Annotated in this window: 21 protein-coding genes, 1 tRNA gene and 1 pseudogene; 10 read left to right on the top strand and 13 right to left on the bottom strand. The window is 62.7% G+C overall.

Annotated elements, in window-relative coordinates; all coding sequences use genetic code 11:
- Positions 1-228: 228 nt before the first annotated feature.
- The 5 genes from H2LOC_RS19320 to H2LOC_RS19300 all read right to left on the bottom strand — a co-directional run bounded on the left by H2LOC_RS19320 (position 229) and on the right by H2LOC_RS19300 (position 6102).
- Positions 229-1710 carry a Do family serine endopeptidase gene (locus H2LOC_RS19320; protein WP_154331731.1) on the bottom strand — a complete coding sequence of 494 codons (1482 nt, stop codon included), beginning with the start codon at positions 1708-1710 and terminating at the stop codon, positions 229-231.
- 82 nt (positions 1711-1792) lie between these two features.
- A complete protein-coding gene (gene hflC, locus H2LOC_RS19315; RefSeq protein WP_154331730.1) occupies positions 1793-2722 on the bottom strand; it encodes a protease modulator HflC in 930 nt (309 codons plus the stop codon).
- Complete coding sequence (gene hflK, locus H2LOC_RS19310; RefSeq protein ID WP_136494307.1) at positions 2719-3846, bottom strand: FtsH protease activity modulator HflK; 1128 nt, start codon at positions 3844-3846, stop codon at positions 2719-2721. The genes hflC and hflK overlap by 4 nt, the downstream gene beginning before the upstream one ends.
- Before the next feature lie 356 nt (positions 3847-4202).
- Positions 4203-4574 carry a GtrA family protein gene (locus H2LOC_RS19305; protein ID WP_162009804.1) on the bottom strand — a complete coding sequence of 124 codons (372 nt, stop codon included), beginning with the start codon at positions 4572-4574 and terminating at the stop codon, positions 4203-4205.
- Positions 4575-5079: 505 nt separating this feature from the next.
- Positions 5080-6102, bottom strand: coding sequence for a radical SAM protein (locus H2LOC_RS19300; protein ID WP_136494305.1), 1023 nt, complete (start codon positions 6100-6102; stop codon positions 5080-5082).
- A gap of 536 nt (positions 6103-6638) precedes the next feature.
- Between H2LOC_RS19300 and H2LOC_RS19295 the strand changes: the two are divergent.
- Positions 6639-6990, top strand: a pseudogene (locus H2LOC_RS19295) (ISAs1 family transposase); the annotation flags it as partial.
- Here the strand turns inward: H2LOC_RS19295 and H2LOC_RS19290 are convergent.
- Positions 6967-7769, bottom strand: a protein-coding gene (locus H2LOC_RS19290; RefSeq protein WP_425487309.1) for an IS5 family transposase whose coding sequence is annotated in 2 segments (ribosomal slippage) — positions 6967-7440 and positions 7443-7769 — 801 coding nt in all. Because the reading frame shifts where the segments join, the coding sequence is not laid out codon by codon here. The pseudogene H2LOC_RS19295 and the gene H2LOC_RS19290 sit on opposite strands and share 24 nt — an antisense overlap.
- A 342-nt stretch (positions 7770-8111) precedes the next feature.
- Here H2LOC_RS19290 and H2LOC_RS19285 point away from each other — a divergent pair.
- From H2LOC_RS19285 to H2LOC_RS19270, 4 genes are all read left to right on the top strand, one after another.
- The gene (locus tag H2LOC_RS19285; RefSeq protein ID WP_154331729.1) at positions 8112-9473 is read left to right on the top strand and encodes a VWA domain-containing protein; all 1362 of its coding nucleotides are present in this window, start codon (positions 8112-8114) and stop codon (positions 9471-9473) included.
- A 164-nt stretch (positions 9474-9637) separates the two neighbouring features.
- Positions 9638-10210 carry a phospholipase D family protein gene (locus H2LOC_RS19280; RefSeq protein ID WP_136497123.1) on the top strand — a complete coding sequence of 191 codons (573 nt, stop codon included), beginning with the start codon at positions 9638-9640 and terminating at the stop codon, positions 10208-10210.
- Positions 10211-10236: 26 nt separating this feature from the next.
- Positions 10237-10994, top strand: a protein-coding gene (locus H2LOC_RS19275) for an IS5 family transposase (protein ID WP_425487302.1) whose coding sequence is annotated in 2 segments (ribosomal slippage) — positions 10237-10582 and positions 10582-10994 — 759 coding nt in all. Because the reading frame shifts where the segments join, the coding sequence is not laid out codon by codon here.
- On the top strand, positions 10991-11458 hold the full coding sequence (locus H2LOC_RS19270) for a hypothetical protein (RefSeq protein ID WP_136497124.1): 468 nt from the start codon (positions 10991-10993) through the stop codon (positions 11456-11458). Before H2LOC_RS19275 ends, H2LOC_RS19270 begins: the two co-directional genes overlap by 4 nt.
- Positions 11459-11781: 323 nt before the next feature.
- Here H2LOC_RS19270 and H2LOC_RS19265 read toward each other — a convergent pair.
- A tRNA-Ser gene (locus H2LOC_RS19265) sits at positions 11782-11871 on the bottom strand.
- Between the two features lie 632 nt (positions 11872-12503).
- Between H2LOC_RS19265 and H2LOC_RS19260 the strand changes: the two genes are divergently transcribed.
- A complete protein-coding gene (locus H2LOC_RS19260) occupies positions 12504-14480 on the top strand; it encodes a protein meaA (RefSeq protein ID WP_136497125.1) in 1977 nt (658 codons plus the stop codon).
- Positions 14481-14617: 137 nt separating this feature from the next.
- On the top strand, positions 14618-15424 hold the full coding sequence (locus tag H2LOC_RS19255) for a hypothetical protein (protein WP_246206902.1): 807 nt from the start codon (positions 14618-14620) through the stop codon (positions 15422-15424).
- On the opposite strand, the gene H2LOC_RS19250 is transcribed toward H2LOC_RS19255, so the two are convergent.
- Positions 15418-15801, bottom strand: coding sequence for a hypothetical protein (locus H2LOC_RS19250; protein ID WP_136497126.1), 384 nt, complete (start codon positions 15799-15801; stop codon positions 15418-15420). The two genes, H2LOC_RS19255 and H2LOC_RS19250, sit on opposite strands and share 7 nt — an antisense overlap.
- A gap of 236 nt (positions 15802-16037) precedes the next feature.
- Here H2LOC_RS19250 and uppP point away from each other — a divergent pair, with 236 nt between their 5' ends.
- From uppP to ppa, 3 genes are all read left to right on the top strand, one after another.
- Entirely contained in the window at positions 16038-16910 is an 873-nt protein-coding gene (gene uppP / locus H2LOC_RS19245) for an undecaprenyl-diphosphatase UppP (RefSeq protein WP_136497127.1), read from the top strand.
- A gap of 108 nt (positions 16911-17018) precedes the next feature.
- Complete coding sequence (locus tag H2LOC_RS19240) at positions 17019-17540, top strand: GNAT family N-acetyltransferase (protein WP_136497128.1); 522 nt, start codon at positions 17019-17021, stop codon at positions 17538-17540.
- 27 nt (positions 17541-17567) lie between these two features.
- Positions 17568-18101 carry an inorganic diphosphatase gene (gene ppa, locus H2LOC_RS19235; RefSeq protein WP_136497129.1) on the top strand — a complete coding sequence of 178 codons (534 nt, stop codon included), beginning with the start codon at positions 17568-17570 and terminating at the stop codon, positions 18099-18101.
- Positions 18102-18329: 228 nt separating this feature from the next.
- On the opposite strand, the gene H2LOC_RS19230 is transcribed toward ppa, so the two are convergent.
- The 5 genes from H2LOC_RS19230 to bcsN all read right to left on the bottom strand — a co-directional run bounded on the left by H2LOC_RS19230 (position 18330) and on the right by bcsN (position 22822).
- Positions 18330-18707, bottom strand: coding sequence for a DUF1636 family protein (locus H2LOC_RS19230; protein ID WP_136497130.1), 378 nt, complete (start codon positions 18705-18707; stop codon positions 18330-18332).
- Between the two features lie 54 nt (positions 18708-18761).
- Positions 18762-19496 carry a Crp/Fnr family transcriptional regulator gene (locus H2LOC_RS19225; RefSeq protein WP_136497131.1) on the bottom strand — a complete coding sequence of 245 codons (735 nt, stop codon included), beginning with the start codon at positions 19494-19496 and terminating at the stop codon, positions 18762-18764.
- Between the two features lie 238 nt (positions 19497-19734).
- The gene (gene metW, locus H2LOC_RS19220) at positions 19735-20385 is read right to left on the bottom strand and encodes a methionine biosynthesis protein MetW (RefSeq protein ID WP_136497132.1); all 651 of its coding nucleotides are present in this window, start codon (positions 20383-20385) and stop codon (positions 19735-19737) included.
- A complete protein-coding gene (metX, locus tag H2LOC_RS19215; RefSeq protein WP_281350568.1) occupies positions 20382-21554 on the bottom strand; it encodes a homoserine O-acetyltransferase MetX in 1173 nt (390 codons plus the stop codon). Before metX ends, metW begins: the two co-directional genes overlap by 4 nt.
- Positions 21555-21661: 107 nt before the next feature.
- Positions 21662-22822, bottom strand: coding sequence for a cellulose biosynthesis protein BcsN (bcsN, locus tag H2LOC_RS19210; RefSeq protein ID WP_136497134.1), 1161 nt, complete (start codon positions 22820-22822; stop codon positions 21662-21664).
- Between the last annotated feature and the right edge of the window lie 3 nt (positions 22823-22825).

Raw genomic sequence — 22825 nt, 5'->3', positions numbered from 1 at the left:
AAGAATGCGCTTCGCATGTTTTCTGGCGCGATTTCCTATCGCTCGAACGACTTCGTTCGAGCGGAAAGCGCGCAAGGCGGGCGGTGGGGGGATGAAAGGCGCAACATGGCCCGTAAATCACCCCACCCCGCCGCTACGCGGCGACCCTCCCCGTCAAGGGGAGGGAAAGCGCCCTTCGCCTGAACGATTCGGGATACGCTTGGAACCCGGATCATATCGCTCAGATGGTCACTCGATCGGCAACGCCACGAAATGGGTGTCGCCGCGGCCGTTGGCCACCACCAGCAGAGCGGTTTTCTTGCCGCCGTCCTTTAGCGATTTGATCTTCTTGATCGCGTCGCCGGGGTCGGAAACCGCTTCCTGATTGATCTCCACCAGCACTTCGCCGGGCTGGAGACGCTTTTCGGCGGCGTCGGAGCGCGGGTCGACCGAGGTGATCACGACGCCGGCCTTGACCGTGTCCTTGATCTGGAAGCGGGCGCGCAGCTCGTCCGAAAGCTTGGAGAGCTCGAGGCCCAGCGCCGACTGCGGCGCGGTTTTGTCGACGCCGTCATGGAGGTCGCCGCCGTCGCGAGAGGCGACTTTCTCGCCGTCCTCCAGCCGCCCGAGCTTGATCGTTCTCGTCTGCTCCTTGCCGCCGCGCACGATCACGAGCTCGACATCCTTGCCGACCGGAGTGGCCGCGACCAGCTTGGGCAGATCGCGCGATTCCTTGATCGGCTTGCCGTCGAATTTGACGATAACGTCGCCGGCCTTGATGTCGGAACGCTTGGCGGGCCCGTGGTCGTCGACGCCCGCAACCAGCGCGCCGCGCACCGCGCCGAGGCCGAGGTTCTCGGCGATGGCGTCATCGACGTTCTGGATGCGCACGCCGAGCCAGCCGCGCCGGGTCTCGCCGTATTTCTGGAGCTGGTCGATCACCGGCTGGACGGTGTTCGATGGCGTCGCGAAGCCGATGCCCACCGAGCCGCCCGAGGGCGACAGGATCGCGGTGTTGATGCCGATGACCTCGCCGTCGAGATTGAACAGCGGCCCGCCGGAATTGCCCTTGTTGATGGAGGCGTCGGTCTGGATGTAATTGTCGTAGGGGCCGCTGTCGATGTTGCGGTTGCGGGCGGAGACGATGCCCGCCGTCACCGAGCCGCCGAGACCGAAGGGGTTGCCGACGGCGAGAACCCAATCGCCCACCCGCGCCTTGTCGCTGTCGCCGAACTTCACCGCCTTGAGCGGCTTCTCCGGCTTGACGCGCAGCACCGCGACGTCGACCTTCTGATCCTTGCCGATCAGCTCGGCCTTGAGCTTCTGCCCGTCGGTGAAGATCACCGTCACTTCATTGGCGTCGGCGATGACGTGATTGTTGGTGATCACGATTCCCGAGGGGTCGATAACGAAACCGGACCCAAGCGAGCTCGACTTGTGGCGCGGGGCCTCGGGCATCCCCTGCCCCTGCTGCCGGCGGCGGAAAAACTCCTCGAACAGATCATCGAACGGGGCGCCTCCCGGGGGCATTCCAGGCTGCGCTTCGCCGCCTTTGGAATGCTTGGTTTCGCCGGTCTGTGTCGCGGAGATGTTCACGACCGCATCGGAAACCTGAGCCGAAAGATCGGCCAAGGAGTCGGGGCCTTTCGCGCTCGCAGGCGCGAGGGTCAGAAAAACCGCGGTCAATCCAGTGATCACGGCCGCGGAGGCGGCGCGAACAACGCAAGGCATATGTTTCTCCCAGAGTGCTCCCCACTCGCAGCGGTACATCACCTGCTACGCCGATATCAATGTTTTTGGCGAGGCTGGCGGGTTAATGTTTCTTTTCCGGCTCGTCCGGCGCTGAGGCTGCCGCGCCCGCCGGGGCTTTCTGCCCCCCGGGCGCGCCAAAAAAACGGAAGAAATCCGAGCGCGGACCTATGAGAAAGCGGGTGTCGCCGGATTTGAAGGCGGTCTCATAAGCCTGCATGGACCGATAAAAGGCGAAGAAATCCGGGTCCTTTCCGAAGCTCTCCGCGAATATGCGGTTGCGCTCGGCGTCGCCCTCACCCTTGGTCTGGTCCGCCTGCCGCTGCGCCTCGGCCTTCAGCACGATGACCTCGCGGTCGGCCTTGGCCCTGATCTTCTGGGCCTGTTCGGAGCCCTGCGCCCGATATTCCGCGGCCTCGCGGGCGCGTTCGGTCTGCATGCGGCCATAGACCTTTTCCGAGATCTGCTGCGGCAGATCGACCCGCCTGATGCGCGCGTCGATCACTTCGACGCCGAATTTGTGCGCCTCGATATTGGCCTGATCCCTGATCTTGAGCATGAGGTCGGCGCGCTCGTCGCGCACGATCTGGCGCTGGTTGGCTTCGCTCAGCACCCGGCGAACGGCCGAATTCAGCACCGACGCGAGCTGGTTGTTGGCGCCGATCACGCTTCCGACGGTCTGGTAGAAGCGCAGCGGATCGGCGATTTTATAGCGCACGAAACTGTCGACCTCGAGCCGCTGGTTGTCCGACGCGAGCACCTCGAGATTGGGGCTTTCGGCGGAGAGAATGCGGCTGTCGAGATAGACCACGTTTTCGATGAAGGGGATCTTGAAGTGCAGCCCCGGCTCGGTGATCAGGCCGCGCCCGGCGACCGGCTCGCCGAGCCGCAGGACGATCGCCTGCTCGGTCTGCGAGACGGTGAAGACGGCGCCGCCCGCGACCACGACGCCGGCGAGAAGCGCCAGCAGGACAAAGAAAGGCAAGGACTTCATTTGCGGGCTCCGCCCTGGAACGGCGAGAAGGCGGGAAGCGGCACGAAAGGCGCGACGCCGTTTTGCTGTTCGTCCAAGATGACCTTTTCGGCGCCGCCGAGCACGCGCTCCATGGTCTCGAGGTAGAGGCGCTGGCGGGTCAGCGCCGGCGCGCGCTTATACTGCTCGTAGATCTGGTCGAAGCGCGCCGCCTGGCCGCGCGCCTCGGCCACGGTCTGCTCGCGATAGGCTTCGGCCTCCTGGAGAATGCGGGCCGCCGCGCCGCGCGCTTCCGGCACCACGCTGTTGGCGTAGGCGTCGGCTTCGTTGCCGAGGCGCTGGAGGTCCTGCTGCGCCGCGGTCACGTCGCGGAAGGCGGTGATGACCTGGGCCGGGGGATCGACCGAAAGCAGAAGCACCTGAACCACCTGGACGCCGCTGTGGTAGCTGTCCAGCACCTTTTGCATGAGCTGCTGGCAGGCGGGCTCGATCAGCTTGCGGTCGGCGGTCAGGATTTTTTGAATCTGGGACTGGCCCACGATCTCGCGCATGGCGCTCTCGGCCACCGCCTTCACCGTCAGCGCCGGCTCGAAAATATTGAAGGCGAAGTCTTCCGGATGGGCGGGGTCTATCTGCCAGATGACGCGGAATTTCACGTCGGCGATGTTTTCGTCGCCCGTCAGCATCAGGCTTTCCTCGATCGCTTCCGGCGCCTGCGCCGGATTGCGCCTGCGCCCGGACGCGCCCTCCTCGCGAAAGCCGATCTCGATGGCGTTGCGGTCCGTCACCGCGAGCTTGATCACCGAACCGATCGGGCCCGGAAGATTGTAGTTCAGGCCGGCCTGGGTCTTGCCCCTGTATTTGCCGAAGATGAGATTGAGGCCGATCTCATTGGGGCCGACGGTGTAGAAGCCCGAAAGCAGCCAGGCGAGCAGGGTCAAAAGCCCGAGGATGGCTGCGCCGCGCCCGCCGAAGCCGGAGGGCAGAAGCTGCTTCAGGCCCTCCTGGCTGCGGCGCAGGAGTTCCTCCAGATCCGGCGGAGGTCCGCCGCCGCCGGGGCCGGAGCCCCACGGCCCGCCGCCGCCTTTTTGGCCCCAGGGATCGTTGTTTGGGTTGCGCGGTCCGCCTTGATCGCTCCAGGGCATTTTTTCTCTTTACGTTTGGCGCGCCGGGTTCCGAAGTTCAACGCCGCCCGCGCATTTGGCCATGGCGCGAGCGCGACCTTCGCGCGTTCGCGGGGGAATATAGGCCTTCGCCGCCGCAGCGACAATGGAGTCGCCTCTCACCGCGCCACCCGCCGAACATTTGCGGCGCGACCGCCGGGCTCGAATTGTAGCAGGGAGATTTCACCAAAGGTTTTGGATAGCCGCAATCAACCCATCGGCCAGCGCCCAAGAAGCATGAGGTTAAGCTTTTCGCACTTGTGGGACGCGCGTGGAAGAGATGTGATCCACACGCCCCTCGCCGGCCAGCAAAAATAGCAAGCCCACAACCGGACGGCTCACGCGCCGCTTCTAAAGACAAATCTGCTGTTGAGCGTATAGGCGATTACGACGCCGCCGGGCAGCAATATGAGTCCGGCCAGCCAAGGACGGAAGCCGGCCGCCTGCAAAATGTCGACGCCCAGCCAGTTATAGAGGAAGACGACCCCATAAACTCCAACGAAGCGCGCCAGCAATCGCGTGTCGCGCACGCCAAAAACCATCCTGCCGGTAGTCTTGAAGTTGAAAAGCACCGACAGAACGGTCGATACGACCATGGCTGAAAAGGTCGTCGGCATGATTGCGAGCGCGGTCAAGAAGAGGCAATAACCGACGGCGGTGTTCAGCGCCCCCACGGCGAGGAAGCGTAAGAATGGATGCGTCTGGAGCAAGCGCAAAACATAGCCCGGCGACGAAGCCTCTAAGACGCGTTCCCGAACACTGACGGCTCGCGCGAGGGCCGTAGCCTTCGTCAAGCGACGACTTTCGGCGGGCTAGGGCGCAGAATGCTCGGCGTCTCTTTCATAAAGTCGATCTCCGCCTGGCGGAGCCCAGGATAGGCGTGATCCGGTCGATTTCGGCATCGACTTCGGCCGAACGTCGTCTCTCCGACATGCTGCGAGCCAGCCTTGCAGCGGGGTTCCCCCTCGATAGGACGCCGGATAGAACCCTTAACGACGCGGCCTTTAAGATTAAGTAAAGGCCCCCCAAAGCCTGAGTGCAATGCTTGCGCGGCCGAGGGCCCGCCTTATTGCGGCGAACGACAGAGCTTCATGAAGACCTCGCGACCAAGCCCCCGCATCGCCCCAAAATTGCGGCGAATGGCGAGTTGGGGGCCTTTCGGCGTTCAACCGAACGGCTTGTCGCTCAGCCCCAAAACGCTGACTGGCCTTGGCGCTACCAGCCCGGGTCGCTCAGGAGGTTGCAGGTCTTGCACATCTCCGGCGGCTCCGCATTCGGGTCAAGGAGCTGCTCGCGCATCTGCACCAGGATGGGGTGGTTGTAGACCACGTCGGGATCGCTCTCGAAGATATTTCCTTCGGGGCCCGGCAGCAGCATGTCGGTGCCGCAGCACACCGCCATCCGGCCGGACATGTCGCAGCCGACGCGCTGCCAGAGCTGGGGGCAGAGTTTCTTGAGCGGCCCCTGCTTGGTGACCGCCGGCCAGAAGCAGAAGCCGGGCACCGCTTCATCCATGCGCGCCTTGAACGACAGATAGCAGGGGTCGTCCTCGAACAGGAGCTCATCCTCGCTCGCCGTCTCTCCGATAGGCCGGTACATCCAGAAGCGCACGTCCAGGCAGCCCGAGTCGCGCAGGTATCGCACACGCTCGATAAGCGCGTCCGGCGCGTTCTCGACGTCCTTGCGGAAGAGGATCAGGCATGTGTGGACCGGAAAAATCGCGTTGATCTGCGCCAGGTCGCGCTCGATGACGGCGCGGTTCTCCTCGTAGATCGACACACAGATGCGGGAGATGCCGGCGTCGCGCAACTCGGCGACGTGCCGGAGCAGGCGTGTTCCATTGGTGGTGATGTTGGTCAGGTGCCCCCGCTTCGTGAGGAAGGAGACGATCGGCGCCAGCTCCTTCACCAGCAAAGGCTCGCCTCCCAGAAGGTCGACCAGCAGGCAGTTGTCGAAGAGCGGGTTCTCGAAGATCTTCTTCACCGTCTCGAGGTTGGCTTCGAGATTCTTCCACTTGGTGTTCTCGTCGTGCAGGAACGAGCCGACGTTACAGAAGTCGCAGGTCAGATTGCAGCGCTTGGTCAACAAGAGCGAGGCGATCTGCGGAGCGCTGCGCGACACCCTTGTCACCGCGTGCCGCTTCCGGGTGCGATACTTGAGATAGTTCCACACCTTAGGCATCGCCTGGAGGGGGCGGATCCTCTGCATCATGCTCGCGTACGAAGCCAATTTCGACATGCTCTTCGCGACTCCCAGGGCTGTGCAATCTCAGGCGGCTTGGTGATGAAAGATCGCAACGGGCGGGCGCCGTGAAATGCCCCGCCGTTGTTCGGTAGATCTTCCGCCAAGCCCTATTACGACAAATTTTGTATCGAAAGCGTCAACGTCTCGACCGCGCTCGCCGGTCGAAGACCGGGAATTCAAGCGCCAGCCCTCCGGTCGTCGCGCTCGGACCGAGGGCGCAAGAGGCAGCGGAAACGACAGCCGCCCGCCGGATCGACATGGATTTCATTGGGATGTCCAGGGAACGCGGCCTAGCCAAGCCCCGCCCTCGACAAAACACGAGATAACGCCGACGCATCCTTGCGAGGCTCAGCTTTACCTTTGGGACCTACGCGACGCCAGCTTAGCTGGCCAATTTCACTGATTGTACAATCGCAGACATGAAAGGTTGCGCCCTGCGCGAATCACTCGTCCACGGGACTTACGACGTAGCCACGCCCATAGCAAGAGCGCAACCGTTGCAGTTTGCTCGTCGAAAGCGCTTTCGCTGGCGCTTCCCCGGCGAGCTGCGCCTGCCGCATGCCGCGACGATCATCCGCGTGCAGTCGCGCGCCGAGCTCTCCGACCGCCGCCGTTTCGAGACCCGGTACTACATCTCCTCGGCTTTGCTTTCGTCCAAGGCGGCGTAGGAGGCCGTTCGCGACCATTGGTCCATCGAGGTTACATTGGGTGCTCGACGTGGTCTTCGCCGACGACCAGTCCCTCCTGCGCAAAGGCCACGGCGCTAAAAACATGGCCGTCGTCAGACATTTCGCGATCGATCCGGTCAGGAGCGCCGAGCCTGATAGACCGCCGCCGATGAAGCCGCGACGCGCTAGGTCACCGACTCATAAATCTTATCCAGATTTTGACTGCGGCGAGTTTGGCGAGAGCGAGGTAGTTAGCGTCGTGCTTTTCGAAGCGCGTCGCTACAGCCCTGAAGTGTTTGAGCTTGTTGAAGAAGCGCTCGACGAGATTGCGGTATCGATAAAGGAAGGGGCTGAAGGCTGGGACATTAACCCGCCCCGGCATGGGCTTGATGTTGGCCCAAGCGCCTCTTTCCTCGAGAGAGCTTCGTAGGGCATCGCTGTCATAAGCGCGGTCAGCGAGCAGAATTTGGCCATCGCCAAGGCCTCCCAGCATGTCTGCGGCGCTCTTGCCATCGTGAGCCTGGCCTTCCGTGAGCTTCAGGGCGATCGGTAGGCCATTGGCGTCGACAAGCGCATGAATCTTCGTTGTCAGTCCGCCGCGCGAGCGCCCCATGCATCGGCTTGCAGAGAGGTTCCCAACGGCGGCCGGCGTTTCGCCTTCGCCCCCTTTTTACCGTTGGCGCCATGCTGATGCACCCGGATGGAGGAAGAATCGATCATTTGCAAATCGCCGTCATAGGCCTTGGAGACCGCCTCGAAGATGCGGTCCCAGACGCCAAGCCTGCGCCAGCGCACGAAGCGGTTGTAGCAGGTCGTCGCTGGTCCGTAGCGTTCGGGAATATCGGCCCAGGGCGATCCCGTTCGCAGCCGCCAATAGATGCCGTTCAGCACTTTGCGGTCGTCCGCGCGAGCAACCCCGCGCGGCTTGTTCGGCAATAGCGGCGCAATGATCGACCACTCGAAATCCGAAAGTTCATACCGGCGCTGGCTCATTCTCGCTCCTCCAAGGAGCTTGAATCACTATTCGCTTGAAAACGGAATCCCCTTTATGAGTTTGTGGCCTAACCTGGATCCGGAGCCCTGGCTTTGGACCGTCGCTTTGGAGCCGCCCCCCTTTGCGCCGGCGCCCTGAAACGGGCTCCGTCGCTCGAATTCTAGCCCGACAATTCACCAAATATTTCAGAAGCGCTCGAATAAATCTCCTCGAAAGCTCAAAAGGCCTGCGATCGATCTTTCCGCGTGACCCGACAGCTAAGAAAATCAACCGGCCGAGCCGCGCCGTCCCCGGCAGTCGGAACCCCTCCCACGCGCCGGCTCCAGCGAGCGCCACGCAAGATGAAAAAGGCCTCACCCGTGACGTCGACCATCGCCTACGCAATCCGCCGCGCCCTCTCCGGGGAGAGGGCTTTCGCGCTGAAGCCCTCTCTCCTGCCGGGCCAATTTCTGGAAAACAGACAAGGCGGCGTCGCCATTCTCTTCGCCCTGGCCTTCCTTCCTCTGCTGCTCATGACGGCGGGAGCGATCGACTACGCCCAGGCGACCAAGCGGCGCTCGGTTCTCCAGGCGGCGGCGGACAGCGCCGTCCTCGCGGGCGTGCAAAGGGCGCGCACCGACATAAACGGGGGGGTCTCCCAGTGGAACAGCGACGGCGTCGTCGCCGCCCAGAACATTTTTTTCGCGGACGCCAGAAGCGTTCCCGGCGCGTCGGCCTCGCCCCCTACCATCGGCATTACGCTGAACGGCGGGCTGATCACCGGCGCCCTGAGCTTTTCGGTCAAAGCCCCGACCTCCATGCTGGGGATGATCGGACTGCCGACGATTACTCTGGGGGGCGCCGCCAGCGCCACCCTCAGCGTCAAGCAATACACCGACGTCCATATCGTGATCGACGTGTCGGATTCGATGGGCATCGGCGCCACCGTCGCGGATCAGCAGACCCTCTTCAATGCAATCGGATGTCAGCTGGCTTGCCATTACCTCAACAGCACCCTGCCGGCGGCGCGCGCCTCGGGCGCAACGCTGCGAATCGATGTCGTGAAAACGGCCCTCGCGGCGTCGCTGGCGAGCATTCCGCAGGATGGAACGACGCGCGTCGCCATCTATACGTTCAGCAACAGCCTCAAGAACATATTTCCGCTGTCGAGCGTGCTTTCGGGCGCGATCGCGGCGGTGAACCAGCTCGACATCACCGGCGACCCTTTCGGGGGAGGAACCGACAGCACCTATGCGCTGGGCCAGCTCAACGCGCAGCTCTCGCAGACCGGGAACGGCCTGACGTCCTCGGCCCCGCGCGGCGTGGTCATGCTGGCGACCGACGGCGTGCAGGACGACGAATGGCTCGACGGCAGTTTCAACTGGGGCAACGACAGCAATTTCGTCCTGGACCCGGTGCATCTGACCGACGGCTACGGCGTCACCTTCGAGGCCTTCAACGCGTCCGCCTGCTCGGCAATAAAATCAAAGGGCTACACATTGATGACCCTTCAGACGACCTATGTCATCCCGAACAATGTCGACCCGAGCTACAACACACGGCTGAATTACATCAAAAATACGCTTTCGCCTCTCGTCGCGACCAACCTCTCGAACTGCGCCTCGACGCCCGGCAATTATTTCCAGGCCAATCTGCCGAACGAGATTTCGGCGGCGGTCAGCAATATGTTCGGCTCGATGATCAGTCTGAGGCTGACGAAGTGAATGGGGGCTTCGTTGCGGCGGTATCTTGATTATCATCGGCGGCACATCATGGGCGCCGATTAAAAAGGGTTTTCTGCAGGAGACGGCAACTTTAACCTACTAAAAGTGGTCCTCTGTCTGCCTGCGCCCTGAAGAAGCTCATTACACAAACGGGAGGACTGACGTTGGCCGAGTTCATTACAGAGAAGGACCTCAGTGCACGAATTAGACTTGTCCTGTCAGGCACCGAAATACAATGTGCCGTGGCCTTTTTAGGAGACGGCTCGGCTGAACTTCTGAGAGATAAAGTGCAGGCCGAGATTATTTGTGATCTGTCCATGGGCGGGACATTTCCTCCCGAACTAAAACGATTGGGAGCGCCCGGCAATGAAAAACTACGCTATATCAACGGGCTTCACGCCAAGGTATATATTTCGAGCGCTGGAGCTATAGTGTCCTCAGCCAATGCGACTGCAAACGGCATCGGTAATGATCGGCATCAAGCCCGTCTGATTGAGGCAGGCACGTTTTACTCCCCCGACGATGCTAACTGGCGCAGCACAAAAAAGTGGTTCTGTCAGCTTTATGAATCAGCACCTCGGGTTGATAAGGGCGCGTTAGCAGATGCTTATCAGCGGTGGGAGCCTCCAAGAGGAGCCGCAATTCCTGCAGTTGCCGTTCGCTCCGGCTCTTTGCTCGACCTTGTTCGTTCTAGGGTCCAGACCCATAAAGTGCTTGGCGTAAAGAGCGGGTTGTGATTCAGGGCTTCCGAAAGGAAGCGCCGATGATTCGCGATCAATTCTGGCTGACAGATGCGCAGTTTTCGAAGATTGCGCCACATCTTCCCACTGACACGCGCGGCAAGGCGCGGGTCGACGACCGCAGGGTCATCAGCGGCATCGTCCAAGTGCTCAAATCCGGCGGGCGCTGGGTCGACGCACCGCCGGAATACGGGCCCAAAAAGACACTTTATAATCGCTATGTCCGTTGGGCCGCCAAGGGCGTCTGGGTCGACTTGTTCCATGCACTCGCTCAAGCCGGCGGGCCGCCGACGGAAGTTCTCATCGACTCCTCGGCGGTGAAAGCGCATCGCTCGGCCAGCGGCGGCAAAGGGGGGAGAAAAATCAGGCCATCGGCCGCTCGCGCGGTGGACGCACAACGAAAATCCACGCGCTGACCGACGCGCAATGTCGACCCATAGCTTTCATGCTCACAGCCGGAAACGTCGCCGATTGCACAGCGGGCGCGGAACTTCTTGCCCATCTTCCGCCTTGCGAAGTCCTCCACGGCGACAAGGGATACGACAGCAACGCCATCCGCCGTAGGATCGAGGACGGCGGCGCACTGCCGAATATTCCGCCCAAGGCCAACCGCAAATGGAAGAACTGCTTTTCGCCGCTCCTCTATCGAAACCGCAACGCCATCGAGCGCATGTTCTGCCGTTTAAAGGATTTTAGACGCGTGGCGACGCGCTACGACAGAAACGCCGTCAATTTCCTCGCCGCCGTTTGCCTCGCTGCCACTGTCAGCTATTGGTTATGAGTCTGGGCCCTAATCCCGAAGCGTTCGATGGAGTCGGGTTCACATTCTCTAGTAAGTTGGTCCCCGAGCAAGACGCCGAGGAAGTCCGCAAAACTGTTGCAGTCAAGCATGAGCAGCAGAGAACTGAGATAGAGCAATGGCCTCGGGAGAATATTTATAACGGGTGGCCCGAGGCTGATGTACGCCAATGGCCCTCCACTTTCATTGACTTCTATATGCCGAATAGCAAGCTTTACATAAACGGAATGGAAACGGCTTTTCTAATTCCAGAAAAGGGGGTGGTTTTGTGCAAACGAACGCTTGCCGCGCTCAAGCGCGATCTGAGAATTTCGTTGCCAACCTGCACGCAAATCAATACGGCAGACGCCGATATAGTTGCAAGATTGCTTAAAAAACACGGCGGAGGCAAACTTTTCCCAACAGCTAACCATCTGTGGAAGGAACTTTCTACTCTTGAAGCCTAACGCCATAGCAGGAGCTTTTTATTCCCCCGGTTGAGATCGTCGGTCAATCCGGGGAAGCACTCCAGGGGAATGTTTATGCCTCCCTGAAAAAGCATGTTTTAAACCGATTGCGCGGCCCAGATGCCGCCGCGGGGCACCTTAATGCCCATATCACTGTTTGGCCGCTGGCGCGCAAGGACAGGCCCAGCACCTCATGTCAATCCCGCACAATGGCGAGACCTTGGCGGCGACCGCATCATTGGCGTCGACGGCCGCCTAGAGCACATCCACCCGCTTGGGATTACCGAGCACCTGCCCACGGAGACAACGGAAAAACTAGGGGATGGCGGAGACGGTGGGATTCGAACCCACGATAGGGTTTCCCCTATAACGATTTAGCAAACCGTCGCCTTCAGCCTCTCGGCCACGTCTCCAAATCGCGAACGGCGAGGTCGCGATGGGGCACATATGCCAGCGCCAAGACGTCTTTGCAAGCGGATGTTGGGGTCAGCGGCGCAATTGGGCGAAGGGCGCTATCCCTCCCCTTGACGGGCTGAGGGAGTCACAGATTTCCAGGAGGCCGTCTTGGCCGGGCTTGTCCCGGCCATCCGCGCCAAACGACGGCGACATCTTCGGAATTTGCCTCGCGATCTGCCGGCTTTCTGATGTTTTGCGCGGGATGCTTCCATGTCCGAGCCAGCGACCAAAGTGGGGCCAAGACGTTCGCTCTACCCGGCGAAATCGCGCGTATCCTCGGACAAAACCTCAACGTCCCGGCGTGGATGGCCGGGACAAGCCCGGCCATGACGGTCTCCTGGAGATGTGTGACTCCCTTAGCCCCTTGCGGGGAGGGGTGGGGAGCCCCGCGTTCACAGGCTTCTTCCCATCATCCGATTCCCCCGAAGCCTGGCCCTGACGGGGCTGACGAATATTCGATAGCCGCGAAGGAGAGACACAGCGCCCTCGCAGGGTTTTTCTACACCCGATTCGCGGCGCGAGAGGCTCGGCCACAGCTTTTGCGCCGCGGCTTTCCTGTGCTATCGCAAAATCGGGAGGATCGAACCATATGACCGACGCTGCTACGCCCCGCCGCGATAAACCCTGGATGTTCCGCACCTACGCCGGCCATTCCACCGCCGAGGCGTCCAACCGGCTTTACCGCTCCAATCTCGCCAAGGGGCAGACCGGGCTTTCGATCGCCTTCGACCTGCCGACCCAGACCGGCTACGACAGCGACCACCTGCTTTCCCGCGGCGAAGTCGGCAAGGTCGGCGTTCCGGTCTCGCATCTCGGCGACATGCGCACTTTGTTCGACGGCATTCCGCTGGCCGAGATGAACACCTCGATGACCATCAACGCCACCGCGGTGTGGCTGATGGCGCTCTATATCGCCGCCGCCGAGGAGCAGGGCGCGCCGCGCGCCAAGCTCCAGGGCACGACCCAGAACGACATCATCAAGGAATATCTCTCGCGCGGGTCTTATGTTTTCCCGCCGAAGCAGTCGCTGCGCCTGACGCAGGACCTCATTCTCTTCGCCACGAAGGAATGCCCCAAGTTCAACCCGATGAACGTCTGCTCCTACCATCTGCAGGAGGCGGGCGCGACGCCGGCGCAGGAGCTCGCCTATGCTCTGGCGACCGCCGTGGCGATCCTCGACGGCGTGAAGGCCTCGGGCCTCTCGGATGAGGACTTCGGCCAGGTGGTCGGGCGCATCTCCTTCTTCGTCAACGCCGGCATGCGCTTCGTCACCGAACTCTCGAAGATGCGCGCCTTTGTCGAGCTCTGGAACGAGATCACTGAGCAACGCTATGGCGTGAAGGACGAAAAGCTGCGCCGCTTCCGCTATGGCGTGCAGGTCAATTCGCTCGGCCTCACCGAACAGCAGCCGGAAAACAACGTCTATCGCATCCTGATCGAGATGCTGGCGGTGGTGCTCTCAAAGAACGCCCGCGCCCGCGCGGTGCAGCTGCCGGCCTGGAACGAGGCGCTCGGCCTGCCCCGCCCCTTCGACCAGCAATGGTCGCTGCGCATGCAGCAGATCATGGCCTATGAGACCGACCTTCTGGAATATGGCGACATCTTCGACGGCAATCCCGAGATCGCCCGCAAGGTCGCCGAGCTGAAGGAAGAGGCTCTGGCCGAATTGAAGAAGATCGACGAGCTCGGCGGCGCCGCGGCGGCGGTCGAGATCGGCTACATGAAATCGAAGCTGGTCGAGTCCAACACCGCGCGTCTCGAATCGATCGAGGCCGGCGAGCAGATCGTCGTCGGCGTCAATAAATTCACCTCCACCGAACCGTCGCCGCTCGCCTCCAGCGGCGACGCCATCATGGTGGTGCCGGAGCATGTGGAAGCCGAGCAGATCGCCCGGCTGCAGGCCTGGCGCGCCCAGCGCGACGCCAAGGCGGCGCAGGCGGCGCTGGAAGAACTCTCCCGCGCGGCCAAGGAAGGCCGCAACATGGTGGAGCCCTCCATCGCGGCGGCCAGGGCCGGCGTCACGACCGGCGAATGGGGCGGCGTGCTGCGCGGCGTGTTCGGCGAATACCGCGCGCCCACCGGCGTTTCCTCGACCGCCCGTCAGGTCGGCGGCCAGCTCGATACGGTGCGCGGCGAAGTGGAGCGCGTCTCGCAGAAGATCGGCAAGCGCGCCAAGTTCCTGGTCGGCAAGCCCGGCCTCGACGGCCACTCCAACGGGGCCGAGCAGATCGCGGTCCGCGCGCGCGACGCCGGCTTCGACGTCATCTACGCCGGCATCCGCTCGACGCCCAAGGAGCTGGTGGACACCGCCAAGAAAGAGGGCGCGCATTGCGTCGGCCTCTCGATCCTTTCCGGCTCTCATGTGACGCTCGCCCATGAGGTGATGCGGCTGATGAAAGAGGAAGGGCTCGACGGGGTTCCGCTCGTGGTCGGCGGCATCATTCCGCCCGCGGATGAAAAGCTGCTGCGCGACAGCGGCGTCGCAGCGGTCTACACGCCCAAAAATTTCGACCTCAACGCCATCATGACGGATCTCGCCCATATAATCGAGCGAAGCGTCCAGTAAGATCGCGGCCGGCGGCGCCAGCGAAAGTGTTTTCAAGCGAAGCGGATGCCGCTTCGCTTGAAGAAAACACGATCAAACAAGGACCCGAGCGCCGCCGCCGACCCTTTTCAAGGCGCAGGGTTCGGGGAGAGACGCCGATGCACCGCGTCAAATACCGCATGACCGATCCGCGGCTGCGGCCGCGCCGCACCAAAATGCAGATTCCGGGCTGGTCCGGCGAAGCCGAGCCGCGCGCCGACGGCTCGCGCGAACATCCCTGGCATTGCACGCCCTTCAGCGAGGCCGCGCAATATGGGATCGAGATATTCTATCCTTACGACAATGAACTGCGCGTCGGCGTCAAGGAAGGGCGCCTGCATTTCGAAGGCGATTTCGGGCCGCCGCCGGATGGCGATCGCCAGTGGCCGCCCTTCAGGCCGTTCGGCGGCGACGCCTATTACACCTACCAGTTGCTGCTCGATCTGAAGGTCGAGCCCGGCCTCGCCCTCAAGATCGAACCCCATCCACGTTTCTTCACCGACCCCACCGATACGACGCCGCTCGCCGTTCCGGCCCTGCTGCGCAACTGGTGGCCGATGATGTTCTTCATGGTCTTCAAGGCGCCGCCGGAGGGGCGCTTCCATATTTTCCGGCCGGGAGAACCAATGGCCCAGATCGTGGCGATTCCCGAGGAATCGGAATTCGAGCTGGTTCCGATGAGCGAAGAGGAAGCCGCCGAAAGAGAGCTGCAATCGCGCCGCATTTACGAAAGCCGCGCCACGCTCGGCGCGGACAGCACATGGCTGTCCGCTTCGAATACGGTGTTCGACGCCACCTATCGCCGTCTCTACGGCGCGGCGCGCAAGCTGCCGTCGCGCTGTCCGATGCACGAGGCGCCGAGCGCATCGGAAGCGAGGCCTTCCGATGCTCCTGACGACATTTCCGGGAGCGAGGGCTCTCAGTAGGGGTAAGGGTTATAATAATAATTGTGGTGGTGGTGATGATGGTGATGATGGTGATGATGGTAATAGGGATCTGAATACTCGTCCCTGTCCCGATAGCGATAGTGATGGTGGTGGTGATGATGATGGTGGTGGTATTGCGGCTCGGCGCCCCACCATTGCGCGACCTCGGGGCGCGGGCCCTCTGACGCCCGGTTGCCCGCGGCCAGCTCGTCGGCCGCTTTGAGCACGGCTGCCGCGTTGGGGATGGGCGCCAACAACTCGGCGTAAGAATTTGCACGCATGAGCTGCGCCACGTCTCGAACCGTGGCGGCCTGCGCCGCTGCAGCGGGCGCGAGAGCGGCGACCGCTCCCATCAAGCCGATGATCTTTTTATCCATTTCGTTTCCCAGGGTCGTAGTTTCTCGCCGAATCCGCGATTCGGGCGCGTCTTCCCGGCAAATAGAAAGAAGCACTGCGGCGTCTCCAAGGCGATGAATATCAGGCCGGCCAGAAAAAAACGCGCTCCCGGCAAGGTCGATTGCGGTAGGGGCCGGGGTCTGAGACAAGGCTTTGTTAAGCATCCTCGGCGATTCGTTGCGCCTGAAGGACGTCCAACCGCGGCAGGAAAATCAATATGGCGAGCGCTTGCACTCAGGGTCTCGACACCGGCTTCGTCGACCTCGGCTACATGAAGGTTGCGGTTCTCGGCGTCGTGCAGGGAATCTCCGAACTGCTTCCGATTTCCTCGACGGCGCATATGCGGATCGTGCCTGCGCTGTTCGGCTGGAACGACCCCGGCTCGGCCTTTTCGGCGGCCATGCAGCTCGCCGCCCTCGCCGCCGTCGTGACCTATTTCTGGAGCGACGTGCGCGGACTGGTCTTTGGAACCATCGACGCGGTCAAGCGCCGCGACTTCAATGACTGGACCTTTCGTTTCGCGGTCTGGATCGCCCTGGCGTCCTTGCCCGTGGTGCTCGGCGGCCTCGCACTGTCGCACACGCTGAACGCCTGCGGTTCGCCCTTGCGCACCCTCCCGGTGATCGGCATCGCCTGCATCGTCATGGCCGCGCTCCTCGCCCTGGCCGAGCTCTATTGCAATCACACCCGCTCGTTGGAGCACATCTCTCTCAAGGACGCGCTGATCGTGGGCCTGGCGCAGACCGGCGCCCTGATCCCCGGCGTCTCGCGGTCGGGCTCGACTTTGACCGCGGCGCTGTTTCTCGATCTCAAGCGCGAGGAAGCCGCCCGGTTTTCTTTCCTCCTCGGGCTGCCGGCCATCGCCGGCGGCGGCGTATATGAACTGTTCAAGCTGGCGAAGGCGCACCTCGACGCCCACGGCTGGTCGGTGCTTGCGGTGGGGCTGGTCATCGCTTCGATCTCGGCCTTCGCCGCGATCTGGAGCCTGATGCACATTCTGGAGCGCTTTTCGGCCTGGCCCTTCGTGGCCTACCGGGCCTTCATCGGCGTCGTCCTGCTCGTCGGCGCTTCGATGCACTGGCTGAGCTGAGGCGCCGAATGGGGCGTTCCCGGGTCAAGCGCGCGGCAAAATTATTTTTGCGGTCTTAAACCATATGAGGCCTTGCAGAAACCTCGCTCCAAGACCTAACATCCAACAATGGTCAAGACAGTCTTCTCCATCCGGCACGCGCGCCCCGGGGACGCCGAGGCGATCGCCAAGGTGCATGACGCATCTTGGCGCGACGCCTATCGCGGCGTGATCCCTGCGGTCGAACTCGAACGCATGATCGCGCGGCGCGGGCCCCGCTGGTGGCATTCGGCCATCATCAAAGGCACGGGGCTTTTGGTGCTGGATTTCGACAAGACGATCGTCGGCTATGCGACCTATGGACGCAATCGCGTGCCGTCCATGCCTTACTCCGGTGAGATATTTGAAATATATCTCATGCCAGAACATCAGGGTCTCGGTTTCGGCCGGGATCTGTTCAAGGCGGCGCGCCGCGAACTCGCGGAACACGGTTATCTGTCCACAATAGTCTGGGCGCTCGGCGACAACGAGAAGGCGCTCGCCTTCTACCGGCGCCTCGGCGGTCTGTCGATCAGACGGGCTGAGGAGCGTTTCGGCTCGGATATGTTGACGCGTGTCGCGTTCGGGTTCGTTTCGGCGCCCGCCGAATAGTAATTCTTCTACATTCCGGAGCCATAAATGCGTCTCGACGCTATCCCGATCGGCGCAAACCCGCCGCATGAGGTCAATGTTGTCGTGGAAGTGCCGCTAGGCGGCGAGCCCATCAAATACGAGCTTGATAAAGCCTCCGGCGCGATGTTCGTCGACCGTTTCCTCTATACGGCGATGCGTTATCCAGGGAACTACGGCTTTATCCCTCATACCCTGTCGGACGACGGCGATCCTTGCGACGTGCTCGTAGCCAACACGCGCCCCATCGCACCCGGCGCGGTCATCGCGGTGCGCCCGATCGGCGTTCTGCGCATGAGAGACGAGCACGGCGGGGACGAAAAGATAGTCGCCGTGCCCGTATCGCGACTCACGCATCGATATGAGAGCGTACAGAACTACACCGACCTGCAGGAAATGACCTGGCGCCGGATCGAGCATTTCTTCGTCCACTACAAGGACCTCGAACCCGGCAAATGGGCTGAGGTCGCAGGCTGGGGAGACGCCGACGAAGCCCGCAGCATGATCTCGGCGGCGATCGAGCGCTACAAGCAGAAAAAATGACCTGAAGGCGCATTCCGCGGAAATTCGATAAGTCGCCCGCCGGAATGCGCCTCGCCCTTCAGTGCATGCTCCCAAAAAGTGCGAAACGGTTTTTGGAAGAGAACATGCTCCGTCAATGAGAATTGGAGCGCGTTCGACTGCGTCTAAACCGAGCGCGCTGGAGTCTTTTTGAGTTTCCCGGAAACAGGAAAAAGCTCCAAGCCTTTGTTTTGACGCGTTTCCAACGCCCTAGTCCTTCACCGCCAGCGGAGGGATGCGCGACACCACGCCTTTCTTGAAAAACGGCGGCCGATCCTTCCAGGCCACTATGCCGTTTTCCGTTGCGGAATGGTTTTCCGCCACTGCGATCAGATCCGCGACATTGGCCGCAGGATCGATATCGCCGATGACATAGGTCCATTTTCCCGCGCCCGCCACAGCCACGGTTCCCGGCCGCTTGCATACCGCAAGACATTCGACGGCTTCGATCCGGATGGCGCCCCCTTGCGCTTTCGCAGCCAGGGCGTCCTGAAGCGCTCCCAGCAGAGCCTCGCCGGGCCGATCGTTTATGTCTTCCCTGCCCCTGCAGGCCGTACATACGTAAATCGTCGTTTCTGCGCTCGGCACTTCTACCCCTTGATGATCTGCAGGCGTCCTACCGGACCGCCCTCCGTTTTGCGCTCACGCGCAATCGCAGCCGTCTTCGGCGCGCCGGAACCCCGGGGCCGGGAACTGGCCGGAACGGCCGAGTTCGTCATATTGCAGGCAGAGACGCGTGACGCTCTCCACCGAGACGTCGCGCGTTTCGGTCCGCACGCCGAACTCCCGCAGACGCGCAAATGCGCGCGACAGCGTTTCCTGCGTCACCCCGAGTTGCGCGGCCACCAGTCGCTTGTCATAGGGCAAGCGGAACCGGCATTGCTCCTCGTTCGGCGGGCAATGCGACAGAATGAATCGCGCCAGTCGTTGATCCGCGCTCTGGGCCTTGAGCGACTCGATTTCGCCGACCAGCGCCGCGATTCTCTGTTTGGCGTCGCTGAGCGCCGCGGCGGCCAGCGCCGGAGATTCCGACAATATCCTCATGAAGCGCCCGGCCGGCACCTTGAGGACGGAAGTCGCGCCGACCGCTTCGGCGGACACCTGAAAGGTTTCGTTGGGACCAGTGGGCGGATCGCTGATGCTCGCCCCGCCCGAACAGATGCAGACCAGGGTCTCGTCGCCGCAGGAGGCCGTTCTGAGCAGCTTGACGAACCCCTGCATGATCACCATCACCGCAGAAACCGCATCTCCCTGGCGGAATATCACGGCGCCGTCGACGTAGTTTTCGATTTTTGCGTCGAGGCCCAACCGGTATAGCGTTGCGTCGTCGAGCGAAGCGAAGAGCGGCAGGCTCCGTAACGACGGCACATCAGACATCGGCTCGAGCCCTCCCAACGCCTGTCCGCCAGCAAAGCGATTCAGGACATGTCGTTAGCCTCCCACGCCCCGGGCGAAAATCGGATCGTGACGCGTGGCGGACCGCAAATCGCGGAAAACAGAGATTAACGCCGTTATTATCGTCGCGAAAGCAGGCGCCGTCCACGGAGGCGCCTCGCCTTTTCGATCCCGCATCGCAGCGTAGTCGGCCCGTCGGTGTGGAACGTCGCACCGGCGATCAACCCGTCCGGGGGCGTCCCCTCCGGCTGCGCTCGAGCAAAAAAATCGCCTGAGCCCCAAAGAAATTCATGACCGGCCAGGGCGCCGTCATCTTTATCGGCACGCCGGTTCGATCGAGTGCGACGCCGCGCTCGATCCGCGCCCCGATCTCGTCCGCGAGCTCCACGAAATCGCGAATGGTGCACAGGTGGATGTTGGGGGTGTCGTACCAGGCGTAATTGAGGTTCGGCGTCCTCGGCATGCGCCCGCGCAAGGCCAGTTCCGCGCGCACGCGCCAATGCCCGAAATTGGGAAAGGACACGATGGCGCGCCGGCCGATGCGGAGCATGTGATCCAGCACCACGCGCGGACTGCGGGTGGCCTGCAATGTCTGCGAAAGGATCACATAGTCGAACGCGTCTTCAGGATAATCGCGCAGGTCCGTGTCGGCGTCGCCCTGAATGACGGAAAGGCCTTTGGCCACACAATCATTCACCCCTCGCTGCGACAATTCGACGCCCCGCCCGTCGACTTGTTTCCGGCTGGTTAGCATCTGCAGCAAAAGCCCGTCGCCGCAGCCGACGTCCAGCACCCGGCTCCCGGGCGCGACGATATCGGCGACCACGGCGAGGTCGAAACGAAGCTGCGCCTGGCCCGGGTTCGCGTTCATTCGCGGGCTCCCGCCGGCGGAAGCCCGCGCGCCGCCGCCGCGGCGTCCAGAAAACCGCGCGTCGTCGCAAAGAAATCGGGCTCGAACAGAAGAAAGGCGTCGTGGCCCTTGTCGCTTTCGATCTCGACGAAGGACACCGAAGCGCCGCCGGCGTTGAGCGCGTGCACGATCGCGCGCGACGCGGAGGTCGGGTAAAGCCAGTCCGAGGTGAAGGAGATCACGCAGAATCTGGTCTTGGACCCGTGAAAGGCCGCGGCCAGCGAGCCCCCGTAATCCGCCGCGAGATCGAAATAGTCGCAGGCGCGGGTGACGAAGAGATAGGAATTGGCGTCGAAGCGTTCGACGAAGGCCAACCCCTGGTGACGCAGATAGCTCTCGATCTGGAAATCGGCGTCGAAGGAGAAGGTGGGCGCGCTGCGATCCTGGAGCTTGCGGCCGAATTTGCGTTGCAGCGCCGGTTCGGAAAGATAAGTGATGTGCGCCGCCATCCGGGCGACCGCAAGGCCTTTTTCGGGGCGCACGCCCTCGTCCAGATAACGGCCGCCGCGCCAATCGGGATCGGCCATGACGGCCTGCCGGCCGACCTCGTGGAACGCGATGTTCTGGGAGGAATGGCGCGGCGCCGAGGCGATGGGCATGGCGGCGAAGACACGATCGGGATAGCTCGCCGCCCATTGCAGCACCTGCATCCCGCCCATGGACCCGCCCGCCACGCAGAACAGCGTATCGATGCCCAGATGGTCGATCAGCATCGCCTGGGCCCGCACCATGTCGCGGATGGTGACGACAGGGAAATCCAGGCCATAGGCCCGCCCGGTGGCCGGATTGTAGCAGGCCGGGCCGGTCGAACCCATGCAGCCGCCCACGACATTGGAGCAGATGATGAAATATCTGTCCGTGTCGAAGGGCAAGCCGGGGCCGACGAGGACGTCCCACCATCCCGGCTTGCCCGTGACGGGATGCGCGCCGGCCGCATATTGATCGCCCGTCAGGGCGTGACAAAGGAGGATCGCATTGCTGCGCTCGGCGTTGAGAACGCCATAGGTCTCATAGCCGATGGTCAGCGGCGCGATGACGCCGCCGCCGTCGGTCACGAGCGGCCGATCCTCCGGGAAAACGACCGAATGACCGTTTGAAAGCGCGCGGGCGTTGACGAGCGGCGAAGGCACGGTAGACAAAATTTCTCCTCTCGTTCGATATGTCGAACGAATTGTTCGCCACCATCAGGGGCGAAACGGAGAGTGTCAAGATATATCGTGACCCCCGCCCGGCCGGATTACTGCCGCGTCCCGTCCAGCGGAACCAGATAGCGCTGCCCGGAGGTCGCTGGCGCTGCGGACTGAAGCTGGGCCGCCGTGGGCCCGCGGAGAGCCTGCGGGGGGAGGCTGGAGTCGAAGCGGGTCTGGCGCGAGCCCCCGCCTCCGGGCTGCGGAGCGCCGTTTTGCGCCGCCCCGTCAACGGGGGCGAGGTAGCGTCCCCCTTGAGGCTGCGAGGAATAGCTCGGCGGGACCGCAGTCGCGGCGGGATAGGCGTCCTCCTGCTTGCGCTCGGCCGCACGCCGTCGCCGGGAAACCGCCGCATAATGGCGACGAGGCCGCCCGGCATGGGCCACATGGGTCGGAGCGTAAGCCGGAGCGCTCACGAGGGAGGCTTCCAGACTGGACCCGCCCACGATCTCGGCGGCGGCAGTCTGGCCGGGGCTCGGGCTCGGGCCAAAGATCGTGACTGGAGCCTCGGCCACGGAGACGGCCACGGTCTGTTTCCATTCCGCCTCGATGCGGTCGAGCACGCTGGGGTCCGCGAGGTTCAGCAGCTCGAACCAGCTCGCGAGCTGATCGACGGTCACGCCGGTCCGGCAGATTCTCATGCGGATGGAAGCGGGGGTGGCTCTCGATGTGAGAAGGCCGCCGACCTCGGCCGCGCGGGCGCTGCGCAGATCATCCACCCACTGCCAGGCGAAGGCGCAGCGAAGCCGCCCAGCGGCGCCGATGGCGAGGCCGAATGGTCCCATGGCGTTGGTCATCCGCCGCCCCACCACGCGCATCGGCAAGCCCGGAAAACGCCCGAGTATCTCCCTCTTTATGCCGTCCTGCGTGGGCGGCCCCATGGGAATCCTGGGGCCCGAGCGCGTCATGACGTTCTCGAAGCGGATGTCGATCGAAAGATCGTTCCAGTCGCCGGCGATCTTCTTCGTGTCGAGCGAAACGCTCTGGCGCCAGCCGTCGACATAGGGCTTCTCGCTCAGGGACAGGGGGCGGCCCATTTCCGCCGGCATGACCAGTTCGAAATTCGACGCGACGCCGGGAACTCTCTCCGCGCCCGCGCGCCCGCCGATCACCTCTCCGGTCAGCGGCCCCTCGCCCTGGCCGACATAGGCGCGTTCGTCACGCGCCGTCGAGCAGGCGGAGAGCGCGGCAACCAGCATGAGTGGAATCATCGG

The sequence above is a fragment of the Methylocystis heyeri genome (assembly GCF_004802635.2).
GTDB classification, from domain to species: domain Bacteria; phylum Pseudomonadota; class Alphaproteobacteria; order Rhizobiales; family Beijerinckiaceae; genus Methylocystis; species Methylocystis heyeri.
This window is presented reverse-complemented; position numbering and strand designations above follow the sequence as displayed.